13 protein-coding genes and 1 pseudogene are annotated in these 12,325 nt (G+C 62.2%); 8 read left to right on the forward strand and 6 right to left on the reverse strand.

Annotated elements, in window-relative coordinates:
• Positions 1–13: 13 nt before the first annotated feature.
• Together AC3WJU_RS05230 and AC3WJU_RS05235 are read right to left on the reverse strand one after the other, a co-directional pair.
• Positions 14–415, reverse strand: coding sequence for an alanine racemase C-terminal domain-containing protein (locus tag AC3WJU_RS05230; protein WP_492259319.1), 402 nt, complete (start codon positions 413–415; stop codon positions 14–16).
• 96 nt (positions 416–511) lie between these two features.
• Complete coding sequence (locus AC3WJU_RS05235) at positions 512–1,963, reverse strand: amino acid permease (protein ID WP_492259320.1); 1,452 nt, start codon at positions 1,961–1,963, stop codon at positions 512–514.
• A gap of 317 nt (positions 1,964–2,280) precedes the next feature.
• On the opposite strand from AC3WJU_RS05235, the gene AC3WJU_RS05240 reads away from it, so the two are divergent.
• From AC3WJU_RS05240 to AC3WJU_RS05250, 3 genes are read left to right on the forward strand one after another with little or no spacing between them, the layout of a single operon-like run.
• The gene (locus AC3WJU_RS05240; RefSeq protein ID WP_059388374.1) at positions 2,281–3,333 is read left to right on the forward strand and encodes a homoserine dehydrogenase; all 1,053 of its coding nucleotides are present in this window, start codon (positions 2,281–2,283) and stop codon (positions 3,331–3,333) included.
• Positions 3,326–4,747, forward strand: coding sequence for an aldehyde dehydrogenase family protein (locus AC3WJU_RS05245; protein ID WP_492259321.1), 1,422 nt, complete (start codon positions 3,326–3,328; stop codon positions 4,745–4,747). The genes AC3WJU_RS05240 and AC3WJU_RS05245 overlap by 8 nt, the downstream gene beginning before the upstream one ends.
• Positions 4,748–4,751: 4 nt before the next feature.
• The gene (locus tag AC3WJU_RS05250; protein WP_059388372.1) at positions 4,752–6,161 is read left to right on the forward strand and encodes an aspartate ammonia-lyase; all 1,410 of its coding nucleotides are present in this window, start codon (positions 4,752–4,754) and stop codon (positions 6,159–6,161) included.
• 11 nt (positions 6,162–6,172) lie between these two features.
• On the opposite strand, the gene AC3WJU_RS05255 is transcribed toward AC3WJU_RS05250, so the two are convergent.
• The gene (locus AC3WJU_RS05255) at positions 6,173–6,631 is read right to left on the reverse strand and encodes an Lrp/AsnC family transcriptional regulator (protein ID WP_059388371.1); all 459 of its coding nucleotides are present in this window, start codon (positions 6,629–6,631) and stop codon (positions 6,173–6,175) included.
• Between the two features lie 75 nt (positions 6,632–6,706).
• Between AC3WJU_RS05255 and AC3WJU_RS05260 the strand changes: the two genes are divergently transcribed.
• Both AC3WJU_RS05260 and AC3WJU_RS05265 read left to right on the forward strand, forming a co-directional pair.
• Complete coding sequence (locus AC3WJU_RS05260) at positions 6,707–7,429, forward strand: HAD hydrolase-like protein (protein ID WP_492259322.1); 723 nt, start codon at positions 6,707–6,709, stop codon at positions 7,427–7,429.
• Between the two features lie 178 nt (positions 7,430–7,607).
• Positions 7,608–7,763, forward strand: a pseudogene (locus AC3WJU_RS05265) (dodecin); the annotation flags it as partial.
• 5 nt (positions 7,764–7,768) lie between these two features.
• On the opposite strand, the gene AC3WJU_RS05270 reads toward AC3WJU_RS05265, so the two are convergent.
• The 3 genes from AC3WJU_RS05270 to AC3WJU_RS05280 form a co-directional block, all read right to left on the reverse strand.
• On the reverse strand, positions 7,769–8,041 hold the full coding sequence (locus AC3WJU_RS05270; protein WP_059388368.1) for a hypothetical protein: 273 nt from the start codon (positions 8,039–8,041) through the stop codon (positions 7,769–7,771).
• Positions 8,038–8,244, reverse strand: coding sequence for a hypothetical protein (locus tag AC3WJU_RS05275; protein WP_492259323.1), 207 nt, complete (start codon positions 8,242–8,244; stop codon positions 8,038–8,040). Before AC3WJU_RS05275 ends, AC3WJU_RS05270 begins: the two co-directional genes overlap by 4 nt.
• Positions 8,245–8,389: 145 nt before the next feature.
• The gene (locus AC3WJU_RS05280) at positions 8,390–9,310 is read right to left on the reverse strand and encodes a helix-turn-helix transcriptional regulator (RefSeq protein WP_284990830.1); all 921 of its coding nucleotides are present in this window, start codon (positions 9,308–9,310) and stop codon (positions 8,390–8,392) included.
• A 164-nt stretch (positions 9,311–9,474) separates the two neighbouring features.
• Between AC3WJU_RS05280 and AC3WJU_RS05285 the strand changes: the two genes are divergently transcribed.
• The 3 genes from AC3WJU_RS05285 to AC3WJU_RS05295 are packed head-to-tail and all read left to right on the forward strand — an operon-like array spanning position 9,475 to position 12,321.
• A complete protein-coding gene (locus tag AC3WJU_RS05285) occupies positions 9,475–10,320 on the forward strand; it encodes an aldo/keto reductase (RefSeq protein ID WP_492259324.1) in 846 nt (281 codons plus the stop codon).
• Positions 10,321–10,348: 28 nt separating this feature from the next.
• Entirely contained in the window at positions 10,349–11,320 is a 972-nt protein-coding gene (locus AC3WJU_RS05290; RefSeq protein WP_284990833.1) for an aldo/keto reductase, read from the forward strand.
• On the forward strand, positions 11,317–12,321 hold the full coding sequence (locus AC3WJU_RS05295) for an SDR family oxidoreductase (RefSeq protein WP_307053826.1): 1,005 nt from the start codon (positions 11,317–11,319) through the stop codon (positions 12,319–12,321). The genes AC3WJU_RS05290 and AC3WJU_RS05295 overlap by 4 nt, the downstream gene beginning before the upstream one ends.
• Positions 12,322–12,325: the final 4 nt, after the last annotated feature.

Below are 12,325 nucleotides of genomic sequence, written 5' to 3' on the forward strand. Positions count from 1 at the left end.
TCAGGCCCTATTCTCACACGTCCCCGTTGACCGGAACGCGGCTTCCTCTTGCCCACGCGGTGTAGAGATCGGCGAGGATTGCCGAGTTCGCCGTCTCCATCTCCTCAACGGTGATTTCTTCGGCTCCTTGCTTTCCGAACAGCACAACTTCGTCGCCCGGAGAGGCGTCAGCGATGTCGGTTGCGTCAACAACCATGGAATTCATCGAAACAAGGTCGACGATGGCGACACGCCGGCCACGGACGAGCACATGGCCTCCACGGGCCAGCGCGCGGCGGTAGCCGTCGCCGTATCCTGCGGTCACCGCTGCCAACTTTGAGTCCCGGTCCAGCGTGTGGGCGAGGCCATACCCGACTTTGGTGCGGGCAGGATAGCTATCGATATGGCGGTTGTCATCTTTGGGGGAGTGGGTCATGATCCCGGCCAGCTGAAGCCTCGGATGGCTGACGATCCGTCGGACAGCCCTCGGCCAGGGACAGCAGTCCCCGGCCGAGAGCTGGGTGAACGATGGTCAGCGATCCAGCAAAGACGGCGCGGCCGTGCGCGCCTTGCGTCCGTACTTGAGATAGAACAAGGCGTAGCAGGCTCCTACGAAGGGGACCCCGAAGTAGAGGGCGGCTACCTGGTTCGGGTCAAACGCGATACCGATCAACGAAATAAAGCAGAGCGAGAACGCCAGGATCGGAACTAGGGGAAACAGCGGGGCCTTATAGGGAAGGGCGGCGACGTCGCCGCCATTCTTGACGAAAGTCCGCCTGTGGAAGAAATGCGATGCGGCGATGGACATCCACACGCCGACGACGGCGAACCCTGCGACGGACACAAGGGCCAAGTACACCGTCTCGGGCGCAACCACGCTGCTGATGAGCGATGCCAGGCCACCCACCATGCTCACGGAGAGCGCAACCATAGGGATGCCGCGGCGGGTCAGCTTTCGCAACACGCGAGGGGCATGTCCTTCGTCCGAGAGAGAGTACAGCATGCGGGCGCACGAGAAGAGACCGCTGTTGCCGGCGGAAAGGAGCGCGGTGATGATGACGAAATTCATGGCGTCGGCGGCAAACGGGATGCCGATGGAGGAAAAGACCGTCACGAACGGGCTCTGGTCCAGGCCGACCTGATCAAACGGGATGGTGGCGGCGATGACCGCGATGGCCCCGACGAAGAAGATCAGCAAGCGGACGACGGTACTGCGCATGGCCTTCGGAATGCTCTTGGCAGGATCCGCGGTTTCGCCTGCCGCTACGCCGATGAGCTCGGAACCGGAGAAGGCATAGAACACTGCAAGCGCGGTGACCAGAACGCCAGTGAATCCGTTGGGGAAGAGACCCCCGGTGGTGTTGAAGTTCTCGAGGAGGAAGGGATGGTTGCCGGTCTCGCTCAATGGGTGGAAACCAAATAGTGCGGCACCCCCGAGCACGATCAGGACGATGATGGCTCCGACCTTGATGATCGCGAACCAGAACTCCGACTCTCCGAAGAACCGCGAAGAGACGGCGTTGAGGCCGAAAAGAACGGCGGCAAAGATGACACACCAGACCCACACGTCGATGTTTGGAAACCATCGCTGCATGAGGAGGCCGGCCGCTGTGAATTCCGAGCCGATGGCCACGGCCCAGCAAAGCCAGTAGAGCCACGCCGTGGTGAATCCCGTGGCTGGTCCGATCGACCGCGATGCGTAGATGTGGAAGGCTCCCGAGACTGGGTACGCGATGGCAAGTTCGCCAAGGCATGCCATTACCAGGTAGACCACGAAGGAGCCAATCAGGTAGGCGATGACCGCGCCGAGCGGTCCGGCCTGGGAGATCGTGTAGCCGGAACTCAAGAAAAGTCCGGAGCCGATCACCCCGCCCATGGCGATCATGACGAGGTGCCTGGGCCCCATGGACCGGCGTAGCCCGGATTCAGACGACGGAGGGGATGAGAGCTGTGGTTCTAGCGCGACGGGTAATGAGGATTCCATGGTGCCTCCGGGGTCGGTGGTCAGGTTGGTGGTCGAATCGGTGCGAAGAATGCGCGTGATACCTCGGGGGTCGAGGGGTGATCCGGATTGCCGGAGTTGCGCAAGGGGATGGTGATGAAGATAACACAGCGTAGTCGAATTGGTCATTAAAAACATTTGGGCATGCACATGTTGCACGCATGTTACTTGCGGGCGCTGATGTCGAATCGCCATGCGGATGGTCGATTCGCCCTATTCTTCGGCCGGAATCACATGCCCTGGCTGACATGGAATCCGGTCAATATTGGAGGACCGATGTAACTGACTGAAGGAGCAGCATGACCACCTATGACATTGCCCTGATCGGCTTTGGCGGCGTCAACAGGACCCTGGCCGAACTGATCGCAACACGCAATGAGGCACTTCGTTCCGGGCTGGGCTTTGGCCTCCGGGTCGTGGCAATCACCGACCTTCGCCTCGGATCCCTGGTCCAGCCTGATGGTATCGACCTCTCCATGGCCCTGGGCCTTGGCGGCGGGAGCGAAACCTTCGCCGAACACGGGGGATCCGCGGACACCAACAATGAGTCGGTCATCCGCTCGTGCACAGCAGACATCATCTGCGAAGCCACCTTCACAAACCCCGACGACGGCGAACCTGCGGTCTCCCATGTGCGGTGGGCCCTCGAATCGGGCAAGAGCGTCTGCACCACGAACAAAGGACCGGTTGCCCTCCGTGGGGCCGAACTGAATTCCCTGGCCGCGCAAAATGGCGTCTATTTCGAATACGAAGGAGCCGTCATGAGTGGCACGCCGGTGATCCGTTTGGCGAAGAAGATGTTTTCAGGACTCCGGTTGAATGGTTTCGAAGGCATTCTCAACGGAACCAGCAATTACGTGCTCGGTCGGATGGAAGCCGGCCTGGACTTCGAAGCTGCCGTCAGCGAGGCACAGGAACTCGGTTACGCCGAGGCGAACCCAGCAGCAGACATCGAGGGCTACGATGTCCAGCTCAAGGTCCTCATCCTCGCCAACGAACTGCTTGACGCCGGCATCGAACTCAAGGACGTCCGGCGGCAAGGGATCTCGACGGTCACGGCGGAAGATGTCCGAACGGCATCCCGGAACGGACGCCGCTGGAAGCTCGTCGGTTCGGCACGGCGGAATCCTGACGGGACCGTCACCGCAGGTGTAGCCCCGGTCGCGGTGCCCCTTGACCACGGACTTGCCGGCGTTTCGGGCGCTACGAACGCCGTCTCCTTCGATACCGATCTACTTGGCCCGGTTACCGTATCGGGACCTGGAGCAGGTCGCGTGGAGACCGCCTACGCCTTGCTCTCAGACATCATCGCCATCCACTCAGCAAAGACAGGGGCGGCCGCACATGTCTGAGTCCACACTCTGCGCCACGGAAATGGCGCTGCCACGATTCCGTGAAGTGACGAGCCCCTACGATGGCAGGATCGTCGGCACGGTCCCCCTGACCGACGCTTGTGCCGCCGACGCCGTGCTCGAAGTGGCCCGGGCCGGCGCGCGAAAAGCACGGGCGCTGTCCCGCAACACCCGGGGGAAAATCCTCGACACTGCTGCCACCGACATCGAACGGCGAAGCGAAGAGTTCGCCCGGACCATTGTTGCCGAGTCAGGCAAGACCATCCGCCAGGCCCGAAAGGAAGTATTGCGAGCCGTCAATACCCTTCGCCTGTCCGCGGCCGAAGCGCGCCGGAACGCCGGAGAGGTCATTCCCTTTGACTCATACGAGGGCTCGGAAGACCGGACCGGATGGTACTCGCGCGAACCGCTTGGCATCATTGCAGCGATCACGCCCTTCAACGACCCCCTCAATCTCGTGGCGCACAAGATCGGTCCGGCCATTGCCGGAGGCAACGCAGTGGTCCTCAAGCCCTCCGCCCTGACTCCCCTGTCGGCCCAACTCCTCGCGGACGCCCTCGTGGATGCTGGGCTTTCGCCTGAAGTCCTGACTGTTGTTCACGGGGATCGGGAGGTAGCCGAAACCATCATCCGGTCCCGGGATGTGAGAATGGTGTCCTTTACCGGCGGGTTCTCCACTGGGGAAAGCATTGCCCGCGCCGCCGGCCTGAAGAAGCTTTCCATGGACCTGGGCGGAAACGCACCTGTCATCGTCCTGAGCGATGCTGACATTGACGACGCCGTGGAATCTTGCGTCTCCGGAGCGTTCTGGGCCGCTGGCCAGAACTGCGTGGGGGTGCAGCGAATCCTTGTAGCCACACCGTTGTACGCCGATTTCCGCCAGCGCTTCCTGGAAGCGACAGCCCGATTGGTATCCGGAGATCCGTCGGATGAGCGGACGGACGTCGGGCCGATGATCAGCCCCGCTGCGTTAGACGAACTCAAAGCCAAGCTCGATGAGTCCATCCATGACGGCGCTGCACTTCTCGCAGGCAACGTGACGGTAGGCAATGTGCTTGAGCCGACTGTGCTGGAAGCGGTCCCGGCGGACAGCAGGCTGTGGAGGGAAGAAGTGTTCGGGCCTGTTGTCATGCTGCATGCTTTCAATACGTTCGAAGAAGCCATTGAAGTAGCAAATGCCATCGAATTCAGCCTTCACGCCGGCATTTTCACGGACTCCCTGAGCAACGCCATGGACGCCGCGCGCCGGATCGACGCAGGCGGAGTCATGATCAATGATTCCTCGGACTATCGGTTCGACGGCATGCCGTTCGGGGGTTCCAAATACGGAAGCCTCGGCAGGGAAGGTGTCCATTTTGCTTACGAAGAGATGACCCAGCCCAAAGTCGTCTGCATCAAGAACCGTGGGATATAGAGCCGTGACCAGCCGCATCGAGACCGATTCGCTCGGGAACATTCCCGTACCCGCCAACGCCTACTGGGGAGCACACACTGCCCGGGCATTGGAAAACTTCACCATCAGCGGCATTCCGATCTCCAGGCATCCGCACTTGGTACGCTCCCTGGCAATGATCAAGAACGCCGCGGCGCAGGCCAACTGCGAACTTGGGGTGCTCTCGCCCCGGCAGGCGGCAGCAATCCGCGAATCGTGCCGGGAAATCCAGGAAGGGCATCACCTCGAACAGTTCTGCGTTGACGTCATCCAAGGAGGGGCCGGCACCAGCACGAATATGAACGCGAATGAAGTGATCGCGAACCTCGGGCTGGAAAAACTAGGCCAGCGCCTCGGCGACTACCAGCACCTGCACCCCATCGACCATGTCAATCGTTGCCAATCCACCAATGACGCTTATCCAACCGCCATCAAGCTGGCCCTCATTTTCGCCATCGCGGAACTCAACCAGGAATTGGGCAAGCTTGCCGAAACCGCCAGAAACAAGGGTGCCGAATTTGCCGATGTCGTGAAGATGGGTAGGACCCAGCTTCAGGATGCTGTCCCGATGACCCTGGGGCAGGAGTTCAATGCCTTTGCCGCCACGTTGGAGGAAGATCGCTCCCGGCTCCTGGAGTCCACCGATCTGATGCGCGAATGCAGCTTGGGGGCCACCGCCATCGGCACCGGCATTACCGCCGAACCGGGTTATCAGCAACTGGTGCTGCGGGCACTCTCCGAAGTTTCCGGCGTCGACGTCCTTCCTGCCAACGATCTGGTTGAGGCGACGTCCGACGTCGGAGTTTTCATGCACGTGTCGGGCATGCTCAAACGGACCGCAATCAAGCTATCCAAGATCAGCAGTGACCTCCGATTGCTGTCCAGCGGACCGCAGAATGGCTTTGGCGAGATCACCTTGCCTCCCCGTCAAGCGGGGTCGTCCATCATGCCCGGAAAGGTGAACCCTGTCATCCCCGAGACCATGAATCAGATCGCTTTCGCGGTTGCCGGAGCGGACACCGCGGTAACGATGGCTGCAGACAATGGCCAACTCCAACTCAATGCCTTCGAACCTGTCATCGCTCACGTCCTGCTTCAAGCCGTTTCATGGCTCAAACAAGGAGCTCGCGTTCTCCGCACACACTGCATGGAAGGCATCGAAGCGAACACCGACCGCCTCGCCCGCCAGACGGCAGCTTCGGTGGGCCTTGCAACGGCACTGGTTCCGGCCATCGGCTACGCGGCCGCGGCGGCGGTCGCCAAGGAAGCCCTGCGGGACGGATCACCCGTTCTCGACGTCGTTACCGGCAAGAACCTCCTGGACCGTGCCACCGCTCAATCGATGCTTGAATCAGCTGCGCTTCCGGTCAGGGGTACCCGCATATCAGCGGTCTGATCGCCAACTCCTCACGCGGTCGGCACTGCGCCACGCCGGATGAGACTGGAAAGCGTCATGGCCGTCACGGTATCCGTGACGCCCGGAAGTGCGGCGATCTGCTCCCAGATCTCTTGGATTCTCTCCAAGGACCGGGCTTCAAGCCTCACGAGAAGATCAAAGTCCCCGCTGACGACGTCGCACAAAACCACTTCCGGAATGGACCGCAAAACAGCGATGACATCCGAACCACGCACCCGGTCCTTCCGGTAGACCATAAGGAAAGCCGAGACGGACCCTTGCCCGGGTAGGCCAGCAACCAGCGTATATCCCTGGATGTATCCTTGCCGTTCCATCCGGTCGACGCGCTGGCGCACAGCATTCCTTGAAAGCAGGACTTTGCTCGCCAGTTCGGCATGACTAATGCGTGCGTTCTTGGTGAGCTCCGCAAGGATCCTCTGGTCTATGTGATCGAGACTCACGCGGTCCATGCCCACCCTTCAAAAAGTAAATCCCTGTGCACAACCCAAGCAGAACCCGATCCACAACCGAAAGCTCCAGAAAAGATGATACTTCCGCATCACAGCCATCCAACGTTCGGCGCCATCACCTGCGTCCTGTTCGACATGGACGGAACACTTATCGACTCTGCCCCAGGTGTTACCTCAAGTGCTGCCCGGGCTTTGGAATCCGTGGGAGCGCCGGTCCCGAGGCCGGACGAACTACTCAGGTTTGTCGGGCCACCGATGGTCGAATCGTTCAGGGCAGTCTCCGGGATTGACGAAGCGACAGCCCAGAGAGCCCTCCAACACTATCGCAAGGCATACGCGGATCACGGCGCTGAGCAATCGAGCCTCTACGAAGGAGTCATAGAACTGCTGGAGCAACTACGCTCAGCCGGTATCCCCATGGCTGTTGCCACGTCCAAAGTGGAAGATCAAGCACTACGACTCGCACGACGCTTTGGAATCGAAAGCAACTTCATCACCATATGCGGGGCATCGGACGTTGAAAGACGGGCGACCAAGGCGGAAGTCATCGGTGAAGCGCTGCTCCGCCTTGCCTCCCTGGGCATCGATATCTCCAACCCGGCAATGGTCGGCGACAGAAGTTATGACGTCGCGGGAGCCGCTGAGCATGGAATTTCCACCTTTTTCGCGCTCTGGGGGTACGGGGGAAATGAGGAGGCGTTGCACGCTGCTGCCACTGCCATCTCACCCACAGTTTTGCTGCCGATGATCCTGGCCACATCAGTGAGCGAGCGTTCCGCCGTTTGGCGTCATAGGTGAGCGAGCGTCGGGCGAAAGGGCGGTACAGGTGAGCGAGCGTCCGCCGAAAGGGCCGTATATGTGAGCGAGGGTCGGAGGGGACCAGACCCCTAGTCCGCCGGCCCTGCGTCGGCTAGTCTGCTTTCACGGCCTGCCAGGCCAGCAGTTCAGGCATCAAGGACGATCATGAGGAGCAAGAATGGCTGACCACACATATAGCGTTTCCGAAATTGTTGGAACTTCGTCCGAGGGCGTCGACGCCGCCATCAGGAACGGGATTGCGGCCGCGAGCCAGACCCTCCGGAACCTCGACTGGTTCGAGGTCAAGGAAATCCGCGGCCATCAGTTGCGAGGCTGGACTCACCCGCGGGTCCAGACTTGGACGGGGTCACCGCCACAGAGGAGTCGCCGGCCACGGCCGGCAAATTCGATCCACAGGAATTCGTGGTCCGACGAAACTTCGTCCACAAGGCCGGCGTCGAAGCCCCATTTGTCCTCGTGGATCCAGACGGTTTCGCCGCGGCTGAGCTCCGACCATTTCGACGGCGGCAAGCGAAGTGCCGCTCCGGCGGGCCGTTGCGCCGACGTCGTGAAGTGGCTTGGTCCCCACGCGCCCAAGGTTTCGGGACTCATCGGGACTCGGCTACCAGGTAATGGCGGTGCCAGACCGTTGCCGCACCGTTATGGGCCGGGAAGACGTGGCCTTCGAAGAACGTGTGCACCACGTGGGGTTCACTTTCGGGGCTCCACTGACCGGATGCCGGGCAATGCGAGCCCGTGGATCCCGCGGACCCGGCGGTGGTTGCCCGTTCCCTCAGCAGCGCGATGCGTTTCATCGTTGAATTCCATCCTTGATATGCGAAAAGGTCTGGATTCAGCGTAAACGCGATTCAAAAGCCGCCCAATGGGCACATAGACAGAATCACGCTGATTCACTATGCAGCCGCACAGTGACGTAGAGCACTTTTGGCTGAAACTCCCTCAGCTCTCGTCCATCGCATGACGCTCGGACAACTCCGCGCCCGGCGCCGTTCCGGCAGCAAACGTCGTTCCGGCACCAAACGCCGTTCCCGCACCAAAGCTGCCCAGCAACTTCAAGGCATCGTCCGACGGCGAACCCGCCTTCGCTGAATAGACCCGCAGGACCTGGTCCGGGTCCTCCGGCAGGGCCAAATTCTCGAAGTTCAGTTCCACGTCCCCCACCGTGGGGTGGTGCAAGCGGACCGTGCCGGCCGAGCGCGCGGCCACTCGATGCCCTGCCCACCATTGGCGGAAATGTTCGCTGTTCACGGCGAGTTCGCCCACGAGTTGGTTCGCTTGGGGATCGTCGGGGTGCCGCCCGGTATCCGCACGCAGGGAGCCGGCGGCTTCCGCGGCAACCGTCTTCCAGTCCCGGAACAGTTCGCGTGCCTGCGGGTCCAGGATCAGCCAGCGAGTGAGGTTCCGCTCGGCGGGAGGCATGGACGGGAAGTCGGCAAACAGCAAGACCGCCATGCGATTGGCTCCGAGCACGTCGCTGCGCCGGCCAAGCAGGAGCGCCGGAACGTCGCCCACGGCGTCCAGAAGTTGGCGCAAGGCCGGCCGCACCCGTGGTGCGGGAGTCGGCGCCTTGGCAGTCGACGCGCAGTGCTCAAGCAGGTCCATCATGTGGGTGTGCTCGCTTGAGTCCAAGCGAAGAGCCCGCGACACCGATTCGAGGACCGCCCGCGAAGGATGGATATGGCGGCCCTGTTCGAGGCGGGTGTAGTAGTCCGTGCTGACATCGGCCAAGCGGGCAATCTCTTCCCTGCGCAGTCCTGGAACGCGGCGCGCGCCGGACGCTTCCGGCAAACCGGCGTCCTCGGGCGACATCCGGGCACGCATGGCTTTGAGGAACTTTCCGAACTCGGCACTTTGACCCATGTGCCTATTCTTCCTTCCCTCAGGGCTTGTTTCTACGGCCAAGGTAGGACTCCGAGTCCTAGGAAAAACAGGGGGCGTCAAAACTACTGATTGTTGTGCCGAAAGTGCATAGGCTCGAAAAAGCCAGTCAGGCAATCCACCCACCAGTGACGAAAGGGCAAGACATGTCCAACGCTCAGAATTCAACCGTTCCCGGGCTCGTCCTGAACAACTCGGTCACCATCCCCCAGCTCGGCTTCGGCGTCTTCCAGGTCCCGCCTGCCGAGACCCAGAAGGCCGTGGAGGACGCTCTGGAGGCCGGTTACCGGCACATCGACACTGCCGCGGCCTACCGGAACGAATCCGGTGTCGGCGCCGCAATCAAGGCTTCCGGCATCGCCCGGGAAGAACTCTTCATCACCACCAAACTCCGCAACGGCGAACAGGGACGGGCGGCGGCGGCATTCAACAACAGCTGCCGCGAACTCGGCCTCGACGTCATCGATCTCTACCTGATCCACTGGCCTGTCCCGTCTCAAGGCTTGTTCGTGGATGCGTGGAAGGCACTCGAAAGGATCCATGCCGACGGCGGCACCAGGGCAATCGGCGTCTCCAACTTCCTGCAGGATCATCTCGACACCCTCCTCGAGTTCGCCGACGTCGTTCCCGCCGTCAACCAGATCGAACTGCACCCGACCTTCCAACAGCGGGAACTGGCGGCGAAGAGCCGCTCGCACGGAATCGCCGTAGAGGCGTATAGCCCGCTGGGGCAAGGAGCGGATCTGGCGTCGCCAACGGTCGCCGAACTTGCCGAAACGCACGGTGTCACCCCCGCACAGATCGTGCTGGCGTGGCACCTCGGAACCGGCAACATCGTCATCCCCAAGTCCGTCCACCCCGAGCGGATCCGCCAGAACCTCGCGGCGGCAGCGCTGCAGCTCACCCCGGACGAACTGGCAGCCATCAGCGCGCTCGACGCCGGTACGCGCCTCGGCGCCGATCCCGCCGTCGCGTCCTTCAGCCAAATGTAGAAACCACCAGCGTAAGGAACCCAAAACCATGCAGTACACCCACTTGGGCCGCTCAGGGCTCAGCGTCTCCCGCTTGTGCCTCGGAACAATGAACTTCGGCCCGCAGACAGAGGAATCCGCAGCGCACTCCATCATGGATTCCGCACTGGACTCGGGCATCAACTTCTTCGACACCGCCAACGTCTACGGCGGCCACGACAACCGAGGCTGGACCGAGGAAATCCTGGGCCGCTGGTTCGCCAAGGGCGGCGAGCGCCGCGAGCGCGTCGTCCTGGCCACCAAGCTCTACGGAACCATGACTGACCGCCCCAACGAGTCCAAGCTCTCCGCCCTCAACATCCGGCGCGCCTTGGACGCCAGCCTCAAGCGCCTGCAGACCGACTACATCGACGTCTACCAGTTCCACCACGTGGACCGGAACACGCCGTGGGACGAGATCTGGCAGGCCATCGAGGTTGCCGTCCAGCAGGGCAAGATCCTGTATTCCGGAAGCAGCAACTTCGCTGGCTGGCACATCGCCCAGGCCCAGGAGACTGCTGCGCGGCGCAACTACAACGGACTCGTGAGCGAGCAGTCCATCTACAACCTGCTCACCCGCAACGTCGAACTGGAAGTCATCCCGGCGGCCCAGCAGTACGGCCTCGGCCTCATCCCGTGGTCGCCGCTTCACGGCGGGCTTTTGGGCGGGGTGCTGAAGAAAGAGCGCGACGGCGTCCGTCGCCTTGAGGGCCGCGCGGCCGAAACCCTGAAGAAGCATGAAGACCAGATCCGCCAGTACGAGGACCTCGCCGACGACCTTGGCTACGAGCCCGGCGACGTTGGCTTGGCCTGGTTGCTCCACCAGCCGGCTGTAACCGCGCCGATCGTGGGTCCGCGCACGCAGGAGCAGTTGGACGCCGCCATCAGGGCTTTGGATGTCACCCTCGACGCCGATGCCCTCAAGCGGCTCGACGACATCTTCCCGGGCCACCGGACCGCGCCGGAAGACTACGCGTGGTGACGTCGGCACCGTTGCGCCTGCTGTTCATCGGCGGGACCGGGACCATCAGCGCGGCGGCGGCGGAGCGCGCCGTCGCGCTGGGTCATCGGCTCACCGTGCTCAATCGCGGAGTGAGCTCGGAAAGGCCGGCCCCTCCGGGCACGGAATTGCTGCAGGCGGATATCCGCAACCCCGCCGAGGTGGCGGAGGTGCTGAACGGCCGCGAGTTCGACGTCGTCGCGGACTTCATCTCTTTCACGCCGGAGCATGTGTCCGCAGCGGTGGAGCTGTTCCGCGGCCGGACCGGGCAGTACGTGTTCATCAGTTCGGCCTCGGCCTACCAGAAGCCGCCCGCACACTTGCCGATCCTCGAATCGACCCCGCTCAGGAACCCGTTCTGGAAGTACTCCCAGGACAAGATCGCGTGCGAGGACTTTCTCGTCCGCGCCTACCGCGACGAAGGATTCCCCGTGACCATCGTCCGGCCTTCGCACACCTACGACCGCACGCGGATCGCCCTCCTGGGCGGCTGGACGGACATCCATCGGATGCGGGAAGGCCTGCCCGTGATAGTCCACGGCGACGGTACCTCGCTGTGGACCCTCACGCACGCGGATGATTTTGCAGTCGCTTTCGTCGGCCTCCTCGGCCGGCCGCAGGCTGTGGGTGAAAGCTACACCATCACCTCGGACGAAGCACTCCCGTGGGACCAGGTATACCGGCTCTTCGCCACAGCGGCAGGGGTGCCGGAACCCGAGCTGGTGCACATCGCCTCGGACACCATTGCAGCGCACTCCCCGGAGCTTGGCCCTGGGCTTCTCGGGGACAGGTCCCACTCCGTGGTCTTCGACAACACCAAGATCAAAACGCTGGTGCCCTGGTATCGGGCAGAAATTCCGTTCGCGGCAGGCGCACGGGAGATCGTCCGGTGGCATGATGAACATCCAGGCATCAAGCACGTGGACCAGGACTTCATGAAACTCAGCGATCAACTGGTCCAATGGGCACGGAGGCCGATCTAGCAAC

This window comes from Arthrobacter sp. FW306-1B-F12A (assembly GCF_058781865.1).

Coding starts and splice junctions, on each gene's coding strand:
- AC3WJU_RS05235 (WP_492259320.1), bottom strand. CDS start 1,963: ATGGAATCCTCATTACCCGTCGCGCTAGAACCACAGCTCTCATCCCCT.
- AC3WJU_RS05285 (WP_492259324.1), top strand. CDS start 9,475: ATGTCCAACGCTCAGAATTCAACCGTTCCCGGGCTCGTCCTGAACAAC.
- AC3WJU_RS05270 (WP_059388368.1), bottom strand. CDS start 8,041: ATGAGTCCCGAAACCTTGGGCGCGTGGGGACCAAGCCACTTCACGACG.
- AC3WJU_RS05280 (WP_284990830.1), bottom strand. CDS start 9,310: ATGGGTCAAAGTGCCGAGTTCGGAAAGTTCCTCAAAGCCATGCGTGCC.
- AC3WJU_RS05290 (WP_284990833.1), top strand. CDS start 10,349: ATGCAGTACACCCACTTGGGCCGCTCAGGGCTCAGCGTCTCCCGCTTG.
- AC3WJU_RS05240 (WP_059388374.1), top strand. CDS start 2,281: ATGACCACCTATGACATTGCCCTGATCGGCTTTGGCGGCGTCAACAGG.
- AC3WJU_RS05255 (WP_059388371.1), bottom strand. CDS start 6,631: ATGGACCGCGTGAGTCTCGATCACATAGACCAGAGGATCCTTGCGGAG.
- AC3WJU_RS05275 (WP_492259323.1), bottom strand. CDS start 8,244: ATGAAACGCATCGCGCTGCTGAGGGAACGGGCAACCACCGCCGGGTCC.
- AC3WJU_RS05245 (WP_492259321.1), top strand. CDS start 3,326: ATGTCTGAGTCCACACTCTGCGCCACGGAAATGGCGCTGCCACGATTC.
- AC3WJU_RS05230 (WP_492259319.1), bottom strand. CDS start 415: ATGACCCACTCCCCCAAAGATGACAACCGCCATATCGATAGCTATCCT.
- AC3WJU_RS05260 (WP_492259322.1), top strand. CDS start 6,707: ATGATACTTCCGCATCACAGCCATCCAACGTTCGGCGCCATCACCTGC.